The following is a 21,604-nucleotide window of genomic DNA, read 5'->3' on the forward strand; positions in this document are numbered from 1 at the left end:
CCCCAAGGTGGTGCGGAACGGACCCGCTGTCAAGGAATTGTCAGGACAACCGGACGACACGACTTCCCGTCCCCGGCCCCCGGGGCTACGCTCCCCGACGTGTTTGCGCAGCCGCCGTCCCCTTCACCCCCACCCATCCCCGAGCTGTCCGTGGACCGCAGCAGCCCGGTGCCCCTCTACTTCCAGCTCGCCCAGCAGCTCCAGGCGGCCATCGAGCACGGCGCGCTGACCCCGGGCACCCTGCTCGGCAACGAGATCGACCTCGCCACCCGGCTCGGCCTGTCCCGGCCCACCGTCCGGCAGGCCATCCAGTCGCTCGTCGACAAGGGCCTGCTCGTGCGCCGCAGGGGCGTGGGCACCCAGGTCGTGCACAGCACCGTACGGCGGCCGCTGGAGCTCAGCAGCCTGTACGACGACCTGGAGACGGCCGGACAGCGGCCCGGCACCCGGGTCCTGGTCGACCGGCTCGAACCGGCGAGCGCCGAGGTCGCCGCCGCGCTCGGGCTGCCCGAGGGCGAGGAGGTGCGCTACCTGGAGCGGCTGCGCTCCGCGCACGGCGAGCCCATGGCGTACCTGCGCAACCACCTCCCCGCCCGGCTCCTCGACCCCGCACCCGACCCCGTACGCCTCGAGGCCACCGGCCTCTACCGGCTGCTGCGCGCCGCGGGTCTCACCCTGCACAGCGCCCGCCAGGCGATCGGGGCCCGCGCCGCAGGGCCCGCCGAGGCGGAGCTGCTCGACGAGCAGGAGGGCGCCCCGCTGCTCACGATGGAACGCACCACCTACGACGCCACGGGCCGGGCGGTCGAGTTCGGCTCCCACCTCTACCGGGCCTCGCGCTACTCCTTCGAGTTCCAGTTGCTCGCCCGCGGGTAGGCCCCCTGAAGATCGGCGCGACCCCCATGACCGATACTGCAATGCACGCAGAAGGACACAAAGGAGGGCACGGCCTCGTGACCAGGGTTCGTACAGGGGTACGCGCGGCCGTCGGCGCCGTGCTCGCGGTGGCTCTGACCGCCGCGCTCGCGGGTTGCAGCAGCACCGGCGGCAAGCGCGCGGAGGACGCCCGCAAGGCGGCCGCGGCCCAGGGACGGGCGGCTGTGAACACCCCCCGCTGGACCTTCGCCATGGTCACCCACTCGGGCGACGGCGACACCTTCTGGGACATCGTCCAGAACGGCGCCAAGCAGGCCGCCGTCAAGGACAACATCAACTTCCTCTACGCCCACAGCGACGAGGCGCAGCAGCAGGCCCAGCTCATCGACTCGTACGTGGCCAAGGGCGTGGACGGCCTCGTCGTCACCCTCGCCAAGCCCGACGCGATGAAGACGGCCGTCGAGAAGGCCGTCAGGGCCGGCATCCCGGTGATCACCGTGAACTCCGGCGCCGACCAGTCCAAGGCCTTCGGCGCCCTCACCCACATCGGCCAGGACGAGACCGTCGCCGGCGAGGCCGTCGGCGAGGAGCTCGACAAGCGCGGTCGCAAGAAGGCCCTGTGCGTCCTGCACGAGCAGGGCAACGTCGGTCACGAGCAGCGCTGCGCCGGCGCGAAGAAGACCTTCGGCGGCGACCTGCAGAACCTCTACGTCGACGGCACCAACATGCCCGACGTCCAGGCCTCCATCCTGGCCAAGCTCCAGTCCGACCCGTCCATCGACGCGGTCGTCACCCTCGGCGCGCCGTTCGCCGACGCCGCCGTCCAGGCGAAGAAGTCCGCCGGCAGCAAGGCCGAGATCGACACCTTCGACCTGAACGCCAAGGTCGCCGGCGCCCTCGCGGCCGGCACCCTCGGCTTCGCCGTAGACCAGCAGCCCTACCTCCAGGGCTACGAGGCGATCGACCTGCTCTGGCTGTACAAGTACAACGCCGACGTCCTGGGCGGCGGGAAGCCGGTCCTGACCGGCCCGCAGATCATCACCAAGGACGCCGCCGCCGCGCTCGAGGACTACACGGAGCGGGGCACCCGATGAGCGCCGTCCCGCCACCGGAGCTCGACCACGTCGACGAACGCCTGCTGCGGACCTCCCCGCTGAAGAAGCTGCTCGCCCGGCCCGAGCTCGGCTCGGTCGTCGGCGCGATCGCCGTCTTCCTCTTCTTCTCGGTCGTCGCCGACAGCTTCCTGCGCGCCTCCAGCCTCGGCACCGTCCTGTACGCGGCGTCCACCATCGGCATCATGGCCGTGCCGGTCGCGCTGCTGATGATCGGCGGCGAGTTCGACCTCTCGGCGGGCGTCATGGTGACCACCTCGGCGCTGGTCTCCTCGATGTTCAGCTACCAGATGACGGCGAACGTCTGGGTAGGCGTCGGCGTCTCGCTGCTCGTCACCCTCGCCATCGGCGTCTTCAATGGCTTCATGCTGACCCGCACCAAGCTGCCGAGCTTCATCATCACCCTCGGCACCTTCCTGATGCTGACCGGCCTGAACCTCGGCTTCACCAAGCTGATCAGCGGCACCGTTTCCACCAAGACGATCGCCGACATGGAGGGCTTCCCCTCCGCGCGGAAGCTCTTCGCCTCCCAGTGGACGGTCGGCGGGGTCGAGCTCAAGGTCACCATCCTGTGGTGGTTCGCGCTGGTCGCCCTCGCCACCTGGATCCTGCTGCGGACCCGCGCCGGAAACTGGATCTTCGCCGTCGGCGGCGGCGCCGACGCCGCCCGCGCGGTCGGCGTCCCGGTCTACAAGACCAAGATCGGCCTCTACATGGGCGTCGCCTTCTGCGCCTGGATCTCCGGCCAGCACCTGCTCTTCTCGTTCGACGTCGTCCAGTCGGGGGAAGGCGTCGGCAACGAGCTGACCTACATCATCGCGGCCGTCATCGGCGGCTGTCTGATCACCGGCGGCTACGGCTCCGCCATCGGCTCGGCGGTCGGCGCGTTCATCTTCGGCATGACGAGCAAGGGCATCGTGTACGCCGAGTGGAACCCCGACTGGTTCAAGTTCTTCCTGGGCGCCATGCTGCTGCTCGCGACCCTCCTGAACGCCTGGATCCGCAAGCGCGTGGAGGCCACCAAGTGACCACGGAAGCCACTCCTCTCGTCGAGCTCGCCGACGTCAGCAAGTACTACGGGAACATCCGCGCCCTCGAAGGGGTCTCCCTGGAGGTCGGCGCGGGGGAGATCTCCTGCGTCCTCGGCGACAACGGCGCCGGCAAGTCCACCCTCATCAAGATCATCGCCGGTCTGCACCGGCACGACGGCGGCACCTTCCGCATCGAGGGCGAGGAGGTCGAGCTCGCCAACCCGCGCGACGCCCTCGACCGTGGCATCGCCACCGTCTACCAGGACCTCGCCGTCGTCCCCCTGATGCCGGTCTGGCGCAACTTCTTCCTCGGCTCCGAGCCCACCCGGGGCAAGGGCCCGCTAAGGCGCCTCGACGTCACCCGGATGCGCGAGACCACCCGTACCGAGCTGCTGCGCATGGGCATCGACCTGCGTGACGTCGACCAGCCCATCGGCACCCTCTCCGGCGGCGAGCGCCAGTGCGTGGCCATCGCCCGCGCCGTGTACTTCGGCGCCAAGGTCCTCGTCCTCGACGAGCCGACCGCCGCACTCGGCGTCAAGCAGTCCGGAGTGGTCCTGAAGTACGTGGCCGCCGCACGTGACCAGGGCCTCGGCGTGGTCCTCATCACCCACAACCCGCATCACGCCTATCTCGTCGGTGATCGGTTCGTGCTGCTCAAGCGCGGGACGATGGCCGGCAGCCACACCAAGGACTCCATCGCCCTGGACGAGTTGACCCGGCAGATGGCGGGCGGAAGCGAGCTCGAGGACCTCCGTCACGAGCTGGAGCGCCCCACCGGTTCGTAACGCGCGCCACACACCCCAGCTGGCAGAATCGAGCCGATGAGTACCTACCGCGACCTCACCCACCGGGGCTCCGCCCGTGGCACCGTGCTGCGGACCGTCGGCACCCGAGAGCGGCGCTCGCACCTCACGGCGCCCCGCGTGCCGACCGTCGGCATCGACATCGGCGGTACGAAGGTGATGGCCGGGGTCGTCGACGCGGACGGCAACATCCTGGAGAAGATCAAGACCGAGACGCCCGACAAGTCGAAGAGCGCCAAGGTCGTCGAGGACACCATCACCGAGCTCGTCCTCGACCTCTCCGACCGCCACGACGTGCACGCCGTCGGCATCGGCGCGGCCGGCTGGGTCGACGCCGACCGGGCCAGGGTGCTCTTCGCCCCCCACCTCGCCTGGCGCAACGAGCCGCTGCGCGACGCCCTGCAGGACCGGCTCGCCGTCCCCGTCATGGTGGACAACGACGCCAACACGGCCGCCTGGGCGGAGTGGCGCTTCGGCGCCGGACGCGGCGAGGACCACCTCGTCATGATCACCCTCGGGACCGGCATCGGCGGCGCCATCCTGGAGGACGGCCAGGTCAAGCGCGGCAAGTACGGCGTCGCCGGCGAGTTCGGCCACATGCAGGTCGTCCCCGGCGGCCACCGCTGCCCCTGCGGCAACCGCGGCTGCTGGGAGCAGTACAGCTCCGGCAACGCCCTCGTCCGCGAGGCCCGCGAGCTCGCCGCCGCCGACTCCCCGGTGGCGTACAACATCATCGACCGGGTCAAGGGCAACATCCCCGACATCACCGGACCGCTCATCACCGAGCTCGCCCGCGAGGGCGACGCCATGTGCGTCGAGCTGCTCCAGGACATCGGCCAGTGGCTCGGCGTCGGCCTCGCCAACCTGGCCGCCGCCCTCGACCCCTCCTGCTTCGTCATCGGCGGCGGCGTCTCCGCCGCCGACGACCTGCTCATCGCCCCCGCCAGGGACGCCTTCCGGCGCCACCTCACCGGCCGCGGCTACCGCCCCGAGGCCAGGATCGCCCGCGCCCAGCTCGGCCCCGAGGCCGGCATGGTCGGCGCCGCCGACCTCGCCCGGCTCGTCGCGCGCCGCTTCCGCCGCGCCAACCGCCGCCGCGTCGAGCGGTACGAGCGCTACGGCCGCTACGCCCAGGCCCTGCGCGGCGCCGCCGCCGACAAGAACTCCCGCACCACCCAGGACCCGCATTCATGACCGTGCCCCACCCCGCCGCGTCCCCGGACGGCAAGCTCCCCGAGGACCGGCGGCACATGCTGCGCCGCCGCTGGCTCACCGCCATCACCATCGTGCTCCTCGTCGGCATCCCCGCCGGCTACCTGGTGATCTCCGCCGGCCAGAGCCGGGACAGCGGACGCGACAAGGAACGTGAGTCCTCCGCCCACGGCCTCCAGACCAACTGGCCCTCCCAGATGAAGCGCCGGGTCTTCGAGATCCCCGTCCCGTCCAACGCCTGGGACGTCAGCTACTACGAGACCAGCAACTGGAAGACCAGCCGCCTCTACGTCCAGTTCACGACCACCGCCAACGGCCTCGACACCTTCCTGCACGACAGCGGCACCGGCCGCACCTCCCTGCGGGGCGGCGAGGTCAGCGTCGGCGAGCGCGACGCCGACATCGTCGGCTGGAACTTCGTCCCGACCCACGACTGGTCCGGCACCAGCGTCGACCGAGAGCCGCCGCGGCCCACCAGCGACATCACCGTCGACCTCACCGACCCCGCCTTCCCCCGGGTCTACGCGGTCTCCACGACATCCCCCTGACCCCCTGACGAAAAGCCGACAAGCCGCTCACTACCCTGGAGCGAGTGAGTCAGACGCAGACGCCCCCGCCGCACCCGCCCACCCTGCAGTACCGGAGTGACGGACCCGACGACGCGCCCGTCCTCGTCATCGGACCCTCGCTCGGCACCACCTGGCACATGTGGGACCGCCAGATACCCGAGCTCACCCGGGAATGGCGGGTCGTCCGCTTCGACCTGCCGGGCCACGGCGGCGCCCCCGCCCACCCCGTCAGCTCCGTCGCCGAGCTCGGCGACCGGGTCCTCGCCACCCTCGACGAGCTGGGCATCCAGCGCTTCGGCTACGCGGGCTGCGCCCTCGGCGGGGCCATCGGCCTCGACCTCGCCCTGCGCGCCCCGCACCGGGTCGCCTCGCTCGCCCTCGTCGCCACCTCGCCCCGCTTCGGCAGCGCCGACGAGTTCCGTCAGCGCGGCGTCATCGTGCGCACCAACGGTCTCGAACCGATCGCCCGCACCGCCCCCGAGCAGTGGTTCACCCCCGCCTTCGCCGCCGCCCAGCCCGCCATCGTCGACTGGGCCGTGCAGATGGTCCGCACCACCGACCCCGGCTGCTACATCGCCGCCTGCGAGGCCCTGGCCGTCTTCGACGTCCGCGAGGCCCTCGGCCGGATCGGCGTGCCCGCCCTCGTCCTCGTCGGCGCCGACGACCGGGTCACCGGCCCGGCCGAGGCCCGTACCCTCGTCGCCGGCATCGCCGACGCCCGGCTCGCGGTCGTCCCCGGCGCCTCCCACCTCGCGCCCGTCGAGCAGCCCGCGGCCGTCACCGAACTGCTCACCGGCCACTTCGCCGGCCTCGCCCAGGACACCGGCGCCCTCACCGCACCGCCGATGCCACCGGTCTCCGCCCCCGTCGTGCCCGCCGGCGAGCTCGCCCCCGTGGCCCCGGCCGAGGCGGAAGAGGCGGCGCGCCCGGACCCGTACGAGAGCGGCCTCAAGCTGCGCCGGGAGATCCTCGGAGACGCCCATGTGGACGAGGTGCTCGAGGACGACTTCGGCACCGACTTCCAGAACCTGGTCACCCGCTTCGCCTGGGGCGAGGTGTGGAGCCGCGAGGGCCTCGACCGTCGCACCCGCAGCAGCGTCACCCTCGCCGCCCTCATCGCCGGCGGCCACCTCGACGCCCTCGCCGACCACACCCGGGCCGCGCTGCGCAACGGACTGACCCCCGACGAGCTTCGCGAGATCGTCCTGCAGACCGCCGTCTACTGCGGACTGCCGGCCGCTGAGAGCGCCCTGCGGGTGGTACGGCGGGTCGTCAAGGAGGACACCACACCCCGGACGTAGTGCCCCGGGGCCCTGGGGCACGCCCTAGTGTGGGTGGTGTGAAGCTGACGAAGAACACGCACGCCTGTGTCCGCCTGGAGAAGGACGGGCGGACGCTCGTCATCGACCCCGGCACGTTCAGCGAGCGGGACGCCGCCCTCGGCGCGGACGTCCTGCTCGTCACCCACGAGCACCCCGACCACTTCGACGAGGGACGGCTGCGGGCCGCCCTGGAGGCCGACCCGGCCGCCGAGCTGTGGACGCTGCGGAGCGTCGCCGAGCAGCTGGCGGCGGCGTTCCCGGGGCGGGTCCACACCGTCGGACACGGGGACGCGTTCACCGCGGGCGGCTTCGACGTCCAGGTGCACGGCGAGCTGCACGCGGTGATCCACCCGGACCTCCCCCGGGTCACCAACGTCGGCTACCTGATCGACGGCTCCCTCTTCCACCCGGGCGACGCGCTCACCGTCCCGGACCAGCCGGTGGAGACCCTGATGGTCCCGGTGATGGCCCCCTGGAGCAAGATCTCCGAGGTCATCGACTACGTGCGCGAGGTCAAGCCGCGCCGCGCCTACGACATCCACGACGCCCTGCTCAGCGACCTGGCCCGGCCGATCTACGCGGGGCACCTCGGCAGGCTCGGCCGCACCGACCACAGCCGCCTCGCCCCGGGCGACTCCACCGAGCTGTGAGCCGGTCCGGGACCGGAGCCGGGAGCCGGCCGGTGAGCCGGAATCCGGTGGCTGTCACACCCCGCCGTTAGGCTTGCGCTCATGCGCATCGCCACCTGGAACGTCAATTCGATCACGGCCCGACTGCCCCGGCTGCTGGCCTGGCTGGAGAGCACCGGCACCGACGTGCTGTGCATCCAGGAGACCAAGTGCACCGTCGAGCAGTTCCCCACCGAGGAGCTGCGCGAGCTGGGGTACGAGTCGGTGGTCAACGCCACCGGCCGGTGGAACGGGGTCGCCCTGGTCTCCCGGGTCGGCCTCGACGAGGTCGTCATGGGGCTGCCCGGCGGCCCCGACTACGAGGCGGTGCAGGAGCCGCGGGCGATCTCCGCGACCTGCGGCCCGGTTCGCGTCTGGTCCGTCTACGTGCCGAACGGCCGCGAGGTCGTCCACGAGCACTACGCGTACAAGCTGCGCTGGCTCGAGGCCCTGAAGGCGGCCGTCGCCGACGACGCTGCCGCCGCGCGCCCCTTCGCGGTGCTCGGCGACTACAACATCGCCCCGGCCGACGACGACGTCTGGGACATCGCGGCCTTCGAGGGCGCCACTCATGTCACCGAGCCGGAGCGGGCCGCCCTCGCCGGGCTGCGCGAGGCAGGCCTGAGCGACGTGGTCCCGCGCCCGCTGAAGTACGACCACCCCTTCACCTACTGGGACTACCGCCAGCTGTGCTTCCCGAAGAACCGCGGCATGCGCATCGACCTGGTCTACGGGAACAAGGCCTTCGCCGACGCGGTGAAGGACAGCTACGTGGACCGCGAGGAGCGCAAGGGCAAGGGCGCGTCCGACCACGCTCCGGTCGTGGTCGACCTCGACGTGTAGGGCGCGCCCCGGCCGATGCCCGCCGGCCTCCGCGCGCCGGGTGGTGCCCCGCCAGGGTGCGGTGCGACGCTGTTCGGATGAACATTCCTTTCCTGGACAACTGGCGCAAGAAGCATGATGCGGGACGATCCCCTCTGGTCTCGGCCTTCGACCGTGACCCGGAGGGGGCGGCCGAACTGCTCGCCGAGTGCGAGCTGCTGCGCGCCCGTGCCCAGGAGGCCGGAGTGCGGCTCGACGACTCGCCCCGCTCCCTCGCGGCGCTCGACCAGCTCACGCCGCGCTGGCGTGACGACTCGGAGGAGCTGCCCTGGGTCGGCAACGACGCCGGGCTCTATCTCGGCACGGTCCTGGTGCGCACCGTGCCCGGGGCCGGCTGGCACCTCCGGCCGGACGGCCAGCCGGTGGTCCTGCTGCCCTCGGGGCGCGAGATCAACGTGGTCGAGGCCGGTCTCGACTGGGCCGTGACCGGCTCGCCCGAGCTCTCCCAGATCTACGCGGAGGCCGCCGAGTTCTGATCCCTTCCCCGCACCTCCGCCGACTCTTCTGCAGTAAATACGGCTTATTGCGGTTTCATGCGTGTCGGGCGTGAAGTCCCTTTCCGGGATGGATAGTTTGCGCTGACCAAGGACTTCCTGTCCAAGATCCTCACGCACTGACCGGTCGGGAACCATGCAGCGTACGAACCGAACCCTCGCCGCGCTCGCCCCCCTCCTCACCCTCGGCGGCTGCCGCAAGGAGGGCAGCCCGCCCGTCAAGGGTCCACAACCCGTCCAGCTCCCCGTCCACCCGGTCCCGTCGGGCTTCACCCCGGCCGACTCGCCCACCTGGGAACCGGTCACGCCGCTGCCGGGCCGGGAGTAGCCCCCGCACGGGCCCTGCCCGCCCGGCAGCAGCCGGTGATCACTCCGCCCGCAGCGGTACCGACACGTAACTGGGGTCGGCCGCGGGGGAGGAGAAGGTCAGCTGCGCGCCGGTCGGGTTGTGCTCGATGTACAGCGGGTCGACCGTGTCGACGACCAGGGCGAGCCGGTGCCCGGCCGGCACGTCGTAGGCCGTGGAGAACAGGTCCAGGTCGACGGCGAACGGCTTTCCGGGAGTCTTGTCGTGGAAGGTGTACGGCGCGTTGCTGACCAGCTTGCCCAGGCCCAGGGGGCCCACGTCGTAGAGGTACGCGACGAAGGTGCCGCTCTCCGCGGTGGGCGTGAGCGTGGTGTGCAGCCGGGCGGTGCCGCGCACCCGCTGCGGGGTGCTGTACCGCTCGGACTGCCACACGCCGGCGAAGGCGCGGGGGAGGAGCGGGATCGAGGCGACGGGCGGGGTCTGGAGGAACTGGTCGAGCAGGTTGGACAGCATGACGATGCCGCCGTTGGCGCCCGAGTCGACGTTCGCCCACAGGTGTTCGGAGTCGCCGAGCAGGAACTTGCGCTGGTTCGCGCCCACCGACTTCCAGTCCGGGTAGCCCTCGTAGCCGGCGTCGGAGCGCGGCTTGAGCCGGACCGGCTGCTCGCGGTCGACGCCGTTGTCGGCGCCCTTCAGGTAGTGGTCGAACCAGCGATGGGCGCTGGTCCAGGTGTCGTTGGGCAGCCCGAGCAGGCCGGTGGCCTCGGCGGTGGCGTGGTCGCCGGGGCGGAACTCCAGGCGCTTGGGGCCGGTGAGCTTCTCGTAGAAGCTCGCGAACTGGTTGGGCGGGAAGATGGTGTCGCCCCACGCGTTGCCGAGCATGATCGCCGGGCGGTTGGCGTTGATCGCGTCGAGGTAGGTCGCCGCGGACCGCTCGCGGCCCCAGGCGATCATCTCGTCCTCCTTGTCGAGGTTGGAGGAGAGGAAGTCGCCCAGGATCTGCCGCAGTTCGGGTCCGGGTCGCCCGGTGAGGTAGCCGGCGCCGCCGAGCAGGGCGGCGGCCTGGAGGTGCTGGGTGCGGCCGCTGTAGATGGAGTCGATGAGGTCGGCCCAGCCGCTGAGCGCGGCGACGGCCTTGATCCGCTTGTCGTGCGCGGCGGCGAGGAGACTGATGCCGGCTCCGTAACTCACGCCCGCCATACCGACCTTGGCCGGGTCGGCCGGAGTGTTGGCGAGGGTCCAGTCGATGACCTTGGAGGCGTCGGCGATGTCCTTCGGTCCGGCGGTCTCGATCTCCCCGCCGGACTGCCAGAAGCCGCGCGAGTTGTAACCGACCACGACATAGCCGGAGTCGGCGAGCTTCCTGGCCTGTGCGAGGTACTCGATCTGCGGCATCGCCCAGCTGGTGGGGAGCACGATCACGGGGTAGCGGCTCGAGTCGTCGGCTCCGGCGGGGGTGACGACGTTGGCCTTGAGGATCGTGCCGCCGTCTCCGGCGATGTCGACGAAACGGACGCCGGGCTCGGCGGCGTGGGCGGCGGGGGCGAGCCCGAGGGCCGTCCCGGCCACCAGGGCGGCGGAGACGGCCAGGACCAGAGGTGTGCGCACGGGTCACTCCTACTCGTGTCACTGGTGGGGACAGTGAAAGTGACCCGACGGTAACCGCAGGGACTTACCTGAGGTAACTGGTCGGTAAGTTACGCGAGGGTAACGATTAGTGGTCCGCGAGTGCGCTCTTCGCCCGCCACTCGGCCCAGGAGAGGTTCCACTCGCCGTAGCCGTTGTTCAGGGCCTGCGTCCCCTTGGCGTCCAACCCCGTGATCTCGAACGGGTCCCCGACCTGCACCAGGTCGTACACGGCCCTGGCGTTCGCGTCGCTCATCCCGATGCAGCCCGAGCTCTTGTTGGCGCTGCCGAAATAGGCGGCGTTCCAGGGCGCGGCATGGGCGTACATGCCGGACCAGGTCAGCCGCATCGAGTAGTCGACCATCTTGTCGTAGGCGTCACCGAGTCCGACGGTCTCGGACCGCATGTTGATCGTTCCCTCTTTGGTCATGAGTACGGTCCTGCCCCGCCACGACGCCTTCTCGCCGCCGGGTGTGCCGGCCGACATGGGCAGGTCCTTCACCACCTGTCCGTCCCGCAGCAGCTTCAGGCGGTGGCCGTCCAGGTCGACCTTGACGACCTGGACGCGGCCGATCGTGAACGTCGTCGTGTAGTCGCGCACGAACCAGCCGCCGGAACCCGAGTCGACGCCGTTCAGCGCCGCGTCCAGGGTGACCCTGGTCCCCGGCTTCCAGTACTCCTTCGGTCGCCAGTCGACCCGGTCCTTGCCTGACCAGTCCTGCATCCACCCCCAGGAACCCCGGGTGTCGTCCGAGGTGGTGACCTTCAGCTGCCTCTCCACCGCGGCCTTGTCCTTCACCGGGTGGTCGAAGACGATCGACAGCGGCTGCGCGATGCCGACCGTGGTGTGCTTCCCGGGGGCGAGCGTCAGCTTGTTGACCCTGTCCGGCTTGGCGGTCGTGAACGCCGCCTTCGCGCTCCCGCCGTCGGCGTCACGCGCCTCGACCGCGTACGAGGTCCCCGGCGCGGCAGGCCGCTGCGAGCTCCAGCTCTTCCCGTCCGCGGCGACCTTGCCGGCCAGGGTCCCGCCCTCGTCGTCCGTCACCGTCACCTGCTGCAGCCGCGGCCCCTCCGTGAGCGTGACGACGACCGGGGCGCCGGCCTCGGCCCGCTCCCCGGTCAGGTTCACCGAGATCCGCGTCCGCGGCGCCTCCTGCGCGGCGCCGGCGGCCCGTCCGGCCCGCCGGAGCACGCCCCGAGCGTGAGGGCCAGGGCGGTGGTGACGAGCAGGGCGGGCACGGGTATGCGGCTCACGGGAACGACCTCCGGTGGTGATCTCTTACGGGTGGAGAGAGCCCCGGCGACCGGAGATGGTTCCGTACATGTGGACTATTTCCGGGATGTCGGATGTGAGATGACCGATACGGGCGGCGCGGGGCCGTCGAGAAGTGGGACGGCTTCCGCGAAGTCGGCGTACGCCTCGCCGTACCGCTCGGCGGCGACGAGGAACATGGCACGGTCGGTGAGGGCCTGGGGGAGTGCGGGATGACCGCCGGGCAGCCGGCGGGCCAGGGCGACGCCTTCGTCGAAGAGGGGGCGCAGGGGCTCCTCGATCAGGTAGGAGCGGCGTGCGGCCCGGAGTGCCGAACGCAGCGTCAGTCTGCGGTGGACGGCGCACAGCTCGGCGAGCCGTCCGGCCCGGGAGAGCCGGGCGGCCTCGGCTTCGAGGGCGGGGACGGCGTCGAAGTAGGCCTGCCTCGTGTCGGGCGACCACTGGTGGCTTTCCGTGCCGAAAGGCGGCACCGGGGCGTCGGGGGAGGGGGCCGGCTCCGCCGGGCGCCCCGACAGGACGAACAGGGTGGCCCACCAGGCGAGGATGTTGCTCCAGCTCCTGGACTCGCCGGTCCGCGCGAGCCGGGCGAGCAGCTCCAGCGTCTCCCGCCGGGTCGCCGCGGCCTCCGCCCCGCGCCCGGCGGTCTCCAGGAGCCGGGTGTGGTGGACGAGGTCCCAGGCCAGGGAGCCGAGCGGGGTGCGGTCCTCCGTCGCCTCGCGCCGGCGGTCGTCCACGACCAGGGCGAACGCGGCCACGGCCTCCTCGTGCAGTCCGGCGGCGCCGAGTTCGGCCGCCCACTCGATCACGTTCCAGTCGGCGACGCCCGCACCCGCGGACCGGACCATCCGTCCGTGCATCTCCGCCGCCTCGCGATGGCGCCCCTCCTCGGCCAGCACCGTGGCCAGCCGCCCGTGGCCGTACCAGCGGCTCTCCACCTGCCCCCGCTCGAAGCCGTACCGCCCCGCCTCCGCCATCTCCTCGCACACCGCGCGGCCCTCCGCCCGCAGCCCGGCCCGGAACAGCGAGTGCTCGTAGGCCTCCAGGGCCCGGTGCAGCTGCTTCGTCCGGTTCGGCGCGTCCGGATCGATGCGCCGCGCGGCCTCCGCCGCCTCGGCGTGCAGCGCCAGCCTCACCTCCGCGCTCGCGTCGTAGCCGTGCGACACCAGCGCTTCCGCCAGCTTCGGCAGATAGGCCCGCGGGCTCACCTGCGCGAGCACGCGGTACGCCTCGACCTCCTGACGAGTGCTCAGTCGCGCGGATCCCAGCAGCAACGTCCGCGCCCGCAGCACCGCGTCCTGATCGACGTTCTCCATGCTCCCCCTGATCCCCGAGTGATCCATGACGGAGATTCTGGGAGCCGGGGCAAGGGCCGGACAAGGCTCGCGAACTGTGCGTTCCGTCCTACGAAAACCGCCTCTGACCTGTCATGATGGAGACGTCTTCACCCCGATGGGAGGGACGGTGGGGAACACGGGCGAGGTACCCGACGTCTTCGATCCGCGGACCTACGCGGCCGGCATCCCGCACGACCGCTTCCGCACCCTGCGCGACCACCACCCCGTCGCCCGCCAGCGGGAGTCCGAGGTCCTCGGCTGGCCCGCCGGCCCCGGGTTCTGGGCGGTGACCCGGCACGCCGACGTCGTACGGGTGCTCAAGGACTCCGGCGCCTACTCCTCGTACCTCGGCGCCACCCAGATCCGTGACCCCGCCCCCGCCGACCTGCCGTTCATCCGGCGGATGATGCTCAACCAGGACCCTCCTCACCACGGACGGCTGCGGCGGCTCGTCAGCCGTGCCTTCACGCCGGGGAGGATCGAGCGGTTCGCCGAGACCGCGCGTCGGCGGGCCGCCGAACTGGTGTGCGCGGCACGGGAGTCGGGGTGCGAGGCCGACCTCGTACGGGCCGTCACCGACGACTACGCGCTGCTCAACCTCACCGACCTGCTCGGCGTGCCCGCGAGCGACCGGACCCTGCTCCACAGCTGGACCGAGCGGGTCATCGCCTACCAGGACCCCGACGAGCCGCCCGTCCTCGACGCCGAGGGGCGGCCGGTCAACCCGCGCTCACCGGCCATGCTCGCCGAGATGTTCGACTACGCCCGGGAGCTCGCCGCCCACAAGCGCGCCCACCCCGCCGACGACGTCATGACGGTCCTCGCCTCCTGTGAACTCCGCGACGCCGAGCTGGAGATGTTCTTCTTCCTGCTGACCGTCGCGGGCAACGACACCGTCCGCAGCGCCGCCCCCGGCGGCCTGCTCGCGCTCGCCGGACACCCCGACGAGCGGGCCCGGTTGTGGCGGGGAGAGGTCTCCGTGGCCACGGCGGCTGACGAACTCCTGCGCTTCCACCCGCCCGTGCTCTCCTTCCGGCGCACCGCGACCCGGGACACCGAGCTGGCCGGCCGCAGCATCGCCGAAGGCGACAAGGTGGTCGTCTTCCACGCCTCCGCCAACTACGACGAGCGGGTCTTCGCCGATCCGCTCCGGCTCGACCTCGGCCGCACCCCCAACCCGCACGTCTCCTTCGGCGACGGCCCGCACGTCTGCCTCGGCGCACACTTCGCCCGGCTCCAACTCCGGCTCCTGTACGAGGAGATGCGTGCGGCGTGCGACGACATCGAGGTGGCGGGCCCGCCCCGCCGGCTCGTCTCCAACTTCATCAACGGCATCAAGTCGCTGCCCCTGCGGATGGACTGGCGGGGGTGACCGCGGCCGTCAGGGCCTGCCGGGTCACGTCGGCCACCAGCTCGACGACATCGGGGCCGTACGCCTGCGAGTTGACCACCTTGAGCAGCAGCACGAAGGAGCCGCCCCGGTAGCTGCGGGCGAGCCGCTCGTGGTGCCGGGCCAGATAGCGGGTCGCGGCCTGGTTAGTGATGGCCCGCTGCCCGCAGAAGAGGAAGACGGGCCGGCCGCCCTCGCCGGCGGTGACCCGGGCGAGCAGCACGTACTCGCAGACGCCCGGGTCCATCCGGTAGCGATCGGCGCCGATCCGTATCGCACCCCGTTCCTCGACCGGCTCCCGCTCCACGCTCATCGTCAGCCCCGGCAGCAGGCTGGACAGGTGAGCCCCCATCCGGCGGTTCGACCCGGGGCCGCCGACGCAGAATTCCGTCCGGTCGCCGAAGCCGAGCTGGGCCAGGTCGTGCTGGACGATCTGCGCGTGCGCCCCGCAGTCCTTGATCAGGGCGGACAGTTCGAGCAGCGCGAACACGTCGAAGCGGTGCACCGCCCCGTCGCCGCCCGCCTCCCGGTTGACCACGAGCATGCACTCGGAGTGGCCGGGCAGCCCGAAGAACGCCTGCTTCCTGCGGAGCCTCCGTCGCCAGAGATGGGTGCGGGTCAGCCAGCCGAGGGAGCCGCTGACCCCGGTGGCGAGCACGCCCAGCACGATGTTGCGCAGGTCTTCGTTCATGGGCGCGCATGGTAGCGGGCGACCGGTCGACTGTTCGAGACGCGGTCCTGACGGGAGGTGCGGACAGAAGTTACGCTGCGCGGACGGTCGTTGACTGGAGGTACGGATGCAGTCTCGGATGCGGCGTCCCACCGCACGGAGCTTGTCGGTTCTCACCGTCGCCGCGACGGTCCTCTCGGTGGGCGCCGCGGCCCCGCCGGCGGCCGCGCCGCACGGCTCACCGCCGGCCAAGGTGCCCGTGGCCACCGGCTGGGGCGGGGCCGTCTCCAGCGTCGACGCGGACGCCTCCGCCGCCGGCATCGAGGTGCTGCGCAAGGGCGGCAACGCCGTCGACGCCGCCGTCGCCGTCGCGGCGGCCCTCGGCGTCACCGAGCCGTACTCGTCCGGCATCGGCGGAGGCGGCTATTTCGTCTACTTCGACGCCAGGACCCGTACGGTCCACACGGTCGACGGCCGCGAGACCGCCCCGGCGTCCGCCGACGCGAACCTCTTCGTGGAGAACGACACGCCCATCCCCTTCGAGGAGGGCATGACCAGCGGGCGCGGGGTCGGCACCCCCGGCACCCCCGCGACCTGGGCGACCGCCCTCGACGAGTGGGGCAGCAAGCCGCTGCGCAAGCTCCTGGAACCGGCCGAGCGGCTGGCCCGCGACGGCTTCACCGTCGACGCCACCTTCCGCGCCCAGACCGCCGCCAACGAGGCCCGCTTCCGCGACTTCCCCGCCACCTCCGAACTCTTCCTGCCCGGCGGGCAGTTGCCGGTCGTCGGCTCGACCTTCAAGAACCCCGACCTCGCCCGTACGTACGGGAAACTGGGCCGGGAGGGCGTCGGCGCCCTCTACCGCGGCCCGCTCGCCCGCGACATCGTCAACACCGTCCGGCGACCCCCGGTCCGCCCCGGCGCCACCCGGGTCGTCCGCTCCGGCGACCTCACGGAACGCGACCTGGCCTCGTACGAGACGATCCAGCGCCGGCCGACGAAGGTCTCGTACCGCGGACTCGACGTCTACTCCATGGCCCCGTCCTCCTCCGGCGGCACCAGCGTCGGCGAGGCGCTCAACATCCTGGAGGGCACCGACCTCGCCCACGCCTCCCAGGTCCGCTACCTGCACCGCTTCATCGAGGCCAGCCGGATCGCCTTCGCCGACCGCGGCCGCTGGGTCGGCGACCCGGCCTTCGAGGACGTACCGGCCCGCGGCCTGCTCTCCCAGCGGTACGCCGACTCCCGGGCCTGCCTGATCCGCGACGACGCCGCCCTGGCCAGCCCCCTCGCGCCCGGCGACCCCCGCAAGCCGGCGGCGTGCGCGAGCGGCGGCACGGCCGCCCCGACGACGTACGAGGGCGAGAACACCACCCATCTGACGGTCGCCGACAAGTGGGGCAACGTCGTCGCCTACACCCTCACCATCGAGTCCACGGGCGGCAGCGGCATCACCGTCCCCGGCCGCGGCTTCCTGCTCAACAACGAGCTGACCGACTTCTCCTTCGCCCCGGCCAACCCGGCCGTGCACGACCCCAACCTGCCCGGCCCGGGCAAGCGCCCGCGCTCGTCGATCTCCCCGACGATCGTGCTCGACGAGACCGGCCGGCCGGTGCTCGCCCTCGGCTCACCGGGCGGCGCCACCATCATCACCACCGTCCTGCAGACCCTCACCGGGGTCGTGGACCGCGGGCTTCCGCTGGTCGACGCCATCGCCGCGCCCCGCGCCAGCCAGCGCAACCAGGCCACCACGGAGCTCGAACCGGGCCTGTGGAACAGCCCGTTGAAGGCCGAACTGGAGGCGATCGGCCACGGCTTCCGGCAGAACCCGGAGATCGGCGCGGCGACCGGCGTCCAGCGCCTCCCGGACGGCCGCTGGCTGGCCGCCGCCGAGCCGGTGCGCAGGGGCGGGGGCTCGGCGATGGTGGTCAGGGCGACGCCGTAGGTCTTTGCCGAGTGGACCCTTGAGGGTGTCTCGCCGATCAGGCCGGAGCCGCGAGCCCGGGCGTGGCGGCGAGACGCACCCTAGAGGGCCGTCAGGACGCGCGGGCCCTCGTCCGTGATCGCCACGGTGTGCTCGGTGTGGGCCGCGCGCGAGCCGTCGACCGTACGGATCGTCCAGCCGTCCCGCGCCGTGTAGTGGTCGTCGCTGCCGCCGCCGGTCAGCATGGGCTCGATCGCGATCACCATGCCGTGCCGCAGCGGCATGCCCCGGCCCGGGCGTCCCTCGTTGGGGATGCCCGGGTCCTCGTGCATCGAGCGGCCCACGCCGTGGCCGCCGAGCCCGTCCGGGATGCCGTACCCGGCCCGCCGGCAGACCCGGCCGATCGCGTGCGCGATGTCGCCGACGCGGTTGCCGACCACGGCCGCGGCGATCCCGGCCTCCAGAGCCTCGTACGCCGTGTCGATCAGCCGGGTGTCCTCCGGGCGCGCCCGGCCGACCGTGAAGCTGACCGCCGCGTCCCCGACCCAGCCGCCGAGCACCGCCCCGCAGTCCACGCTCAGCAGGTCGCCGTCGGCGAGCCGGGTGGTGCCCGGAACGCCGTGCACGATCGCGTCGTTCACGGACAGACAGACCACGGCCGGGAAGGGCACCGGCGCCCAGTCGGGGTGGTACCCCAGGAACGGCGACCCCGCCCGGGCCTCGGCCAGCACCTCCCGTGCCACCCCGTCGAGTTCGACGAGCGTCATCCCGGGTGCCGCCTTGTCCCGTACGGCCGCCAGGGCCTGGGCCACCACCCGGCCGGACTCGCGCATGGCCAGCAACGTCGCGTCGGTCTTGATCTCCACCATGCCAATTACTATACCGGTATTAGAATGGCGTTCATGGTGCGTACTCCCCTGACCCCCGAAGAGCGCGAGCGCGGCGAACGCCTCGGCGCGCTGCTGCGCGAGGCGCGCGGCCCCCGCTCGATGGCGGAGATCGCCGCCTCGGCCGGCCTCTCCGCCGAGACCCTCCGCAAGATCGAGACCGGCCGGGCCCCGACCCCCGCCTTCTTCACGGTCGCCGCGCTCGCCCGGGTACTCGGCCTGTCGATGGACGAACTGGTGACCCGCTGCGCCTTCGTCGCGGCCGCGGCTTAGCTGCGGGAGGGGGAGAGGAAGCCCGGTCCGGTCGTCCCGGGCAGGCCCTAGACGGACACCGCGAGCTGCACTCGGCTGTGCAGCGGGCGGTCGATCTCGTCCAGGATCGCGCGGGCGAAGTCCGGGTGGGCGATCCGGCCCGGGCCGTCGAGGACCGTGCCGACGGCAGTCCGGTAGCCCCCGGTAACCGGCGCCTCCTGGTTCAGGTCCAGCGGCGGCACCACCATCAGCCAGTCGAGCTCCGGGCCCGCATCGGCCGTCAGCAGGTCGAACTCGGCCACGTGTCCCTGGGAGAAGGTCCGGAACTGCTCCGGGAACTCGGGCGCGTCCATCACTCGTACGCCCGGCGCCGTCTCCAGCGTCGCCCCGATCCCCACCGTCACGAGCCTGCGCACCCCCGCCGCCGGCAGTCCCGCGACGAGCGCCTTCGCGGCCGCGGTGAAGTATTCCTCGGAGGGGACGTCCAGGCGCACCGAGGTGTTCACGGCCGCCGCGTGCCCCGCCGCGAGGGCGCTCACCGAGACGGGGTCGGTGACGTCACCCCGTACCACGGTGACCGAATCCCCTTCCAGGTCACGGTACTTGGCGGGGTCGCGGACCACCGCGGTCACCCGGTGGCCACGGGCCACCGCCTCCGTCACGGTCGCCCGGCCGACCCGTCCGCCGGCGCCGAAGATGATGATGTCGTTCGTGTCGTTGCTCATGGCGGGAACCGTAGGACGGGGGTGCCCGGTTACTTCAACGGTACCGGGCCCCCGATCGGCGCCCGGGTGGGCTAGTTTCGACGGTATGACCGAGCTCGACACGCGCCCGCTGCCCCGCGACCTGTTCCACGACCCCGACTGCTCCGAGCACGCCCAGCCGATCCGCGTCGGCGGCAAGTGGACCGCCGTGGTGCTGCGTTGCCTGGAGGACGGCCGGCCGCGCCGCTTCACCGAACTGCGCGTACCGCTCCACTGGATCACCCCCAAGGTGCTCACCGAGACCCTGCGCTCCATGGAACGCAACGGCTTCGTCTCCCGGACCGTCCACGACGAGAACCCGCCCCGCGTCGAGTACGCCCTCACCGCCCTCGGCCGCTCGCTGCTCGACCCCCTCGACACCGCCTGCGCCTGGGCCCGCGCCCACACCCCCGAGATCGCCGACGCGCGGGAGTCGTACGACACGGACGGCGGCGTAGTCTCGCGGGCATGATGCCCGAGGAGCTGCGGCGCGGCCGCTACGTCAGCCTGACCACCTTCCGCAAGGACGGCACGGGGGTCGCCACCCCCGTCTGGTACGCGGTCGACGACGACGCGCTGTACGCCTGGACCCGCACCGACTCCTGGAAGGTCAAGCGACTGCGCCGCGACCCGCGGGTCGCGGCCGCCGTCTGCGACATGCGCGGGAACGTGGCCGACGACGCCGTCCGGGTGGAGGGCACGGCCCGGCTGGTGACGGGGGAGGAGCTGCGCCGGGTGCGCAAGCTGCTCTCCCGCAAGTACACGTGGCAGTACTGGGCGGTCGACTGGCCCGCGACGATGGCCCGCCTCGGCAAGCGCCCCCACACGGGCATCGTCGTCACGTTCTGACACCCCTCCTCGAAAACTCTGCGTAGCCGTCCCGTAACACGACTGCGGTCCAATGCCGGTGGACCGAAAGGCAGTGGTATGACGGTGCATCAACTTCCGGCAGAGGTCTCGGCGTTCGCGGGCTGGCTCAGTGAGGTGGCCGGTCGGCTCGTACCGGGCCGGGGCTGGTACGGGGTCTTCGCCGCTCGTGACCCGGAGGGGTTGCGCGCCTGCTTCGACGGTAGGGAGATCCTGCCCTGGGACGTCGTCGAGTCGTTGCTCCAGGACCTCGGGGAGCCGCCCGACGGACCTCGGGGCGTACGGGGCAGAGCCCTGCACGAAGCCGCGGCGACCGCCCACGACCGCGGGCCCGGCGGGGCGGCGGCCCTCGTCGAGCGCCGGGAGCTGATGGCGCACGAAGCCCACTACGCCGAGACCCGGATCCGCGAACTGAGCGAGGGCCCCGACACGCAAGGCGTCGCCACCGATCTGGCCTGGGCGCGCGACGACCTCGCCCGGGCCCGGGCGAGGGTCGTGGAGCTCACGGCGCGACTGGAACGGCTCCGGCAGCCGCGCCGGGCGCCCCGCCCGCAGCCCGCCGCCAAGCGGCGCCCACGTGGTGCGCGGTACGCGTGGCTCGACGACCCGGCGGATCCGGTGCAGGCCGCACCCGTCCCGGTGGACCAGGCGCAGGTCGTGCCGGACCTGCCGGTCGGTGGGGCGGCGCCGCGTGGGGCGCGGTTCGGGGGCGCCCCGGCCGAAGCCGCACCCGCGCCCGTACCCGCTCCCGCCATAGACCCCGAACAGGCCGCCCGCGCCGCCGGCAACGCCGTCTACGCGCTCCGGCGGCTGCGCGCCCAGGGCCGTAGCGGCGAGGCTCACGGTCTGCTGTGCGAGGCCCTCGCGGGGCCGGCCTCCTGGCTGCCCGCGCTCGCCGCCGAGCTGCACCGCGCCGGACTCGCCGCCGACTGGACCACCCTGCTGTGGGAGGCCGCCTCCCTGCCCCCGGCCCGGCTGGCCGCCGTCGCGGGAGCCCTCGCCGACGCGGGCCGCCCGCACGACTGCGACCAGCTGCTGCGGCAGGGCGTCGCCCGGCCGGTGGAGGAGCTGGCCGGCGCCTGCGCGGCCCTGCACGCCGAGGGCCACCACGCCGAGGCCCAGGCCCTGCTCACCGCCTTCGTCCGGGCCCGCACTCCCGAGGACGCCGCCCGCCTCACGGCACTCGACCCGCCGGCCCTCGCACCGCAGGTCCTGGCAGCCGCCCGCGCCGTCTCCCCGGCCCGTGAACGCGATCTGCTGCACGCCCTGCGCGTCGCCGGAACGATGTGAACCGGCGGACGGTGGAGCGCCGCCTGCGACGCGACCACCCCCGGGCCTCGCGGTGCACCGGCGCGCGGC

The 21,604-nt window shown here is 72.4% G+C and carries 22 protein-coding genes and 1 pseudogene; 17 read left to right on the forward strand and 6 right to left on the reverse strand.

From position 1 onward, the window contains the following. The first annotated feature begins 99 nt into the window (after positions 1-99). The 11 genes from ACIGEZ_RS17370 (at position 100) to ACIGEZ_RS17420 (ending at position 9,300) form a co-directional block, all read left to right on the forward strand. Positions 100-876, forward strand: coding sequence for a GntR family transcriptional regulator (locus tag ACIGEZ_RS17370; RefSeq protein ID WP_399831789.1), 777 nt, complete (start codon positions 100-102; stop codon positions 874-876). A gap of 77 nt (positions 877-953) precedes the next feature. Continuing rightward, positions 954-1,970, forward strand: a complete 1,017-nt coding sequence (locus ACIGEZ_RS17375) for a sugar ABC transporter substrate-binding protein (RefSeq protein ID WP_399831791.1) — start codon at positions 954-956, stop codon at positions 1,968-1,970. Continuing rightward, complete coding sequence (locus ACIGEZ_RS17380; RefSeq protein ID WP_399831793.1) at positions 1,967-3,016, forward strand: ABC transporter permease; 1,050 nt, start codon at positions 1,967-1,969, stop codon at positions 3,014-3,016. Before ACIGEZ_RS17375 ends, ACIGEZ_RS17380 begins: the two co-directional genes overlap by 4 nt. Beyond that, on the forward strand, positions 3,013-3,807 hold the full coding sequence (locus ACIGEZ_RS17385) for an ATP-binding cassette domain-containing protein (protein ID WP_399831795.1): 795 nt from the start codon (positions 3,013-3,015) through the stop codon (positions 3,805-3,807). The genes ACIGEZ_RS17380 and ACIGEZ_RS17385 overlap by 4 nt, the downstream gene beginning before the upstream one ends. A 36-nt stretch (positions 3,808-3,843) precedes the next feature. Next, complete coding sequence (locus tag ACIGEZ_RS17390) at positions 3,844-5,019, forward strand: ROK family glucokinase (RefSeq protein WP_399831797.1); 1,176 nt, start codon at positions 3,844-3,846, stop codon at positions 5,017-5,019. Then, positions 5,016-5,585 (forward strand): hypothetical protein, encoded by a 570-nt coding sequence (locus ACIGEZ_RS17395; RefSeq protein ID WP_399831799.1) that lies wholly within the window; start codon positions 5,016-5,018, stop codon positions 5,583-5,585. The genes ACIGEZ_RS17390 and ACIGEZ_RS17395 overlap by 4 nt, the downstream gene beginning before the upstream one ends. Positions 5,586-5,620: 35 nt before the next feature. Beyond that, positions 5,621-6,907: an alpha/beta fold hydrolase gene (locus tag ACIGEZ_RS17400; protein WP_399832145.1), complete on the forward strand. Its 1,287-nt coding sequence runs from the start codon at positions 5,621-5,623 to the stop codon at positions 6,905-6,907. A 38-nt stretch (positions 6,908-6,945) separates the two neighbouring features. Next, positions 6,946-7,578, forward strand: a complete 633-nt coding sequence (locus ACIGEZ_RS17405; protein ID WP_399831801.1) for an MBL fold metallo-hydrolase — start codon at positions 6,946-6,948, stop codon at positions 7,576-7,578. Positions 7,579-7,659: 81 nt separating this feature from the next. Further along, positions 7,660-8,439: an exodeoxyribonuclease III gene (locus tag ACIGEZ_RS17410; RefSeq protein WP_399831803.1), complete on the forward strand. Its 780-nt coding sequence runs from the start codon at positions 7,660-7,662 to the stop codon at positions 8,437-8,439. Positions 8,440-8,516: 77 nt separating this feature from the next. Further along, positions 8,517-8,954 (forward strand): DUF6278 family protein, encoded by a 438-nt coding sequence (locus ACIGEZ_RS17415; RefSeq protein ID WP_399831805.1) that lies wholly within the window; start codon positions 8,517-8,519, stop codon positions 8,952-8,954. 154 nt (positions 8,955-9,108) lie between these two features. After that, entirely contained in the window at positions 9,109-9,300 is a 192-nt protein-coding gene (locus ACIGEZ_RS17420) for a hypothetical protein (protein WP_399831807.1), read from the forward strand. Positions 9,301-9,339: 39 nt separating this feature from the next. Here the strand turns inward: ACIGEZ_RS17420 and ACIGEZ_RS17425 are convergent, their stop codons facing one another. From ACIGEZ_RS17425 to ACIGEZ_RS17435, 3 genes and pseudogenes are all read right to left on the reverse strand, one after another. Next, positions 9,340-10,887, reverse strand: a complete 1,548-nt coding sequence (locus ACIGEZ_RS17425; protein ID WP_399831809.1) for an alpha/beta fold hydrolase — start codon at positions 10,885-10,887, stop codon at positions 9,340-9,342. A 106-nt stretch (positions 10,888-10,993) separates the two neighbouring features. Continuing rightward, a pseudogene (locus ACIGEZ_RS17430) lies at positions 10,994-12,159 on the reverse strand (Ig-like domain-containing protein). Positions 12,160-12,234: 75 nt separating this feature from the next. Beyond that, positions 12,235-13,491 (reverse strand): hypothetical protein, encoded by a 1,257-nt coding sequence (locus ACIGEZ_RS17435; protein WP_399831811.1) that lies wholly within the window; start codon positions 13,489-13,491, stop codon positions 12,235-12,237. A 136-nt stretch (positions 13,492-13,627) separates the two neighbouring features. Between ACIGEZ_RS17435 and ACIGEZ_RS17440 the strand changes: the two genes are divergently transcribed. Continuing rightward, positions 13,628-14,884: a cytochrome P450 gene (locus ACIGEZ_RS17440; RefSeq protein ID WP_399831813.1), complete on the forward strand. Its 1,257-nt coding sequence runs from the start codon at positions 13,628-13,630 to the stop codon at positions 14,882-14,884. On the opposite strand, the gene ACIGEZ_RS17445 is transcribed toward ACIGEZ_RS17440, so the two are convergent. After that, the gene (locus ACIGEZ_RS17445) at positions 14,847-15,593 is read right to left on the reverse strand and encodes a hypothetical protein (protein WP_399831815.1); all 747 of its coding nucleotides are present in this window, start codon (positions 15,591-15,593) and stop codon (positions 14,847-14,849) included. The two genes, ACIGEZ_RS17440 and ACIGEZ_RS17445, sit on opposite strands and share 38 nt — an antisense overlap. 118 nt (positions 15,594-15,711) lie before the next feature. On the opposite strand from ACIGEZ_RS17445, the gene ggt reads away from it, so the two are divergent. Beyond that, positions 15,712-17,517 (forward strand): gamma-glutamyltransferase, encoded by a 1,806-nt coding sequence (gene ggt / locus ACIGEZ_RS17450; RefSeq protein WP_399831817.1) that lies wholly within the window; start codon positions 15,712-15,714, stop codon positions 17,515-17,517. 80 nt (positions 17,518-17,597) lie between these two features. On the opposite strand, the gene map is transcribed toward ggt, so the two are convergent. Then, positions 17,598-18,365: a type I methionyl aminopeptidase gene (map, locus tag ACIGEZ_RS17455; protein ID WP_399831819.1), complete on the reverse strand. Its 768-nt coding sequence runs from the start codon at positions 18,363-18,365 to the stop codon at positions 17,598-17,600. Positions 18,366-18,398: 33 nt separating this feature from the next. Between map and ACIGEZ_RS17460 the strand changes: the two genes are divergently transcribed. Then, the gene (locus ACIGEZ_RS17460) at positions 18,399-18,656 is read left to right on the forward strand and encodes a helix-turn-helix domain-containing protein (RefSeq protein ID WP_399831821.1); all 258 of its coding nucleotides are present in this window, start codon (positions 18,399-18,401) and stop codon (positions 18,654-18,656) included. A 47-nt stretch (positions 18,657-18,703) separates the two neighbouring features. Here the strand turns inward: ACIGEZ_RS17460 and ACIGEZ_RS17465 are convergent, their stop codons facing one another. Next, positions 18,704-19,360, reverse strand: a complete 657-nt coding sequence (locus tag ACIGEZ_RS17465; RefSeq protein ID WP_399831823.1) for an NAD(P)-dependent oxidoreductase — start codon at positions 19,358-19,360, stop codon at positions 18,704-18,706. 85 nt (positions 19,361-19,445) lie between these two features. On the opposite strand from ACIGEZ_RS17465, the gene ACIGEZ_RS17470 reads away from it, so the two are divergent. The 3 genes from ACIGEZ_RS17470 to ACIGEZ_RS17480 all read left to right on the forward strand — a co-directional run bounded on the left by ACIGEZ_RS17470 (position 19,446) and on the right by ACIGEZ_RS17480 (position 21,535). Further along, a complete protein-coding gene (locus ACIGEZ_RS17470) occupies positions 19,446-19,850 on the forward strand; it encodes a winged helix-turn-helix transcriptional regulator (protein WP_399831825.1) in 405 nt (134 codons plus the stop codon). Beyond that, positions 19,847-20,227, forward strand: coding sequence for a PPOX class F420-dependent oxidoreductase (locus ACIGEZ_RS17475; protein ID WP_399831828.1), 381 nt, complete (start codon positions 19,847-19,849; stop codon positions 20,225-20,227). Before ACIGEZ_RS17470 ends, ACIGEZ_RS17475 begins: the two co-directional genes overlap by 4 nt. A gap of 78 nt (positions 20,228-20,305) precedes the next feature. Further along, positions 20,306-21,535 carry a UL36 very large tegument protein gene (locus ACIGEZ_RS17480; protein WP_399831830.1) on the forward strand — a complete coding sequence of 410 codons (1,230 nt, stop codon included), beginning with the start codon at positions 20,306-20,308 and terminating at the stop codon, positions 21,533-21,535. Positions 21,536-21,604 lie beyond the last annotated feature (69 nt).

The organism is Streptomyces sp. NPDC085481 (assembly GCF_044541845.1).
Taxonomy (GTDB): Bacteria; Actinomycetota; Actinomycetes; order Streptomycetales; family Streptomycetaceae; genus Streptomyces.

What these genes read in the sequence shown, in the direction of transcription:
- ACIGEZ_RS17470 (WP_399831825.1), top strand. Translation starts at nt 19,446, where the DNA reads ATGACCGAGCTCGACACGCGCCCGCTGCCCCGCGACCTGTTCCACGAC.
- ACIGEZ_RS17415 (WP_399831805.1), top strand. Translation starts at nt 8,517, where the DNA reads ATGAACATTCCTTTCCTGGACAACTGGCGCAAGAAGCATGATGCGGGA.
- ACIGEZ_RS17460 (WP_399831821.1), top strand. Translation starts at nt 18,399, where the DNA reads ATGGTGCGTACTCCCCTGACCCCCGAAGAGCGCGAGCGCGGCGAACGC.
- map (WP_399831819.1), bottom strand. Translation starts at nt 18,365, where the DNA reads ATGGTGGAGATCAAGACCGACGCGACGTTGCTGGCCATGCGCGAGTCC.
- ACIGEZ_RS17465 (WP_399831823.1), bottom strand. Translation starts at nt 19,360, where the DNA reads ATGAGCAACGACACGAACGACATCATCATCTTCGGCGCCGGCGGACGG.
- ACIGEZ_RS17420 (WP_399831807.1), top strand. Translation starts at nt 9,109, where the DNA reads ATGCAGCGTACGAACCGAACCCTCGCCGCGCTCGCCCCCCTCCTCACC.
- ACIGEZ_RS17435 (WP_399831811.1), bottom strand. Translation starts at nt 13,491, where the DNA reads ATGGAGAACGTCGATCAGGACGCGGTGCTGCGGGCGCGGACGTTGCTG.
- ACIGEZ_RS17410 (WP_399831803.1), top strand. Translation starts at nt 7,660, where the DNA reads ATGCGCATCGCCACCTGGAACGTCAATTCGATCACGGCCCGACTGCCC.
- ACIGEZ_RS17440 (WP_399831813.1), top strand. Translation starts at nt 13,628, where the DNA reads ATGGGAGGGACGGTGGGGAACACGGGCGAGGTACCCGACGTCTTCGAT.
- ACIGEZ_RS17395 (WP_399831799.1), top strand. Translation starts at nt 5,016, where the DNA reads ATGACCGTGCCCCACCCCGCCGCGTCCCCGGACGGCAAGCTCCCCGAG.
- ACIGEZ_RS17480 (WP_399831830.1), top strand. Translation starts at nt 20,306, where the DNA reads ATGACGGTGCATCAACTTCCGGCAGAGGTCTCGGCGTTCGCGGGCTGG.
- ACIGEZ_RS17390 (WP_399831797.1), top strand. Translation starts at nt 3,844, where the DNA reads ATGAGTACCTACCGCGACCTCACCCACCGGGGCTCCGCCCGTGGCACC.
- ggt (WP_399831817.1), top strand. Translation starts at nt 15,712, where the DNA reads ATGCGGCGTCCCACCGCACGGAGCTTGTCGGTTCTCACCGTCGCCGCG.
- ACIGEZ_RS17380 (WP_399831793.1), top strand. Translation starts at nt 1,967, where the DNA reads ATGAGCGCCGTCCCGCCACCGGAGCTCGACCACGTCGACGAACGCCTG.
- ACIGEZ_RS17475 (WP_399831828.1), top strand. Translation starts at nt 19,847, where the DNA reads ATGATGCCCGAGGAGCTGCGGCGCGGCCGCTACGTCAGCCTGACCACC.
- ACIGEZ_RS17445 (WP_399831815.1), bottom strand. Translation starts at nt 15,593, where the DNA reads ATGAACGAAGACCTGCGCAACATCGTGCTGGGCGTGCTCGCCACCGGG.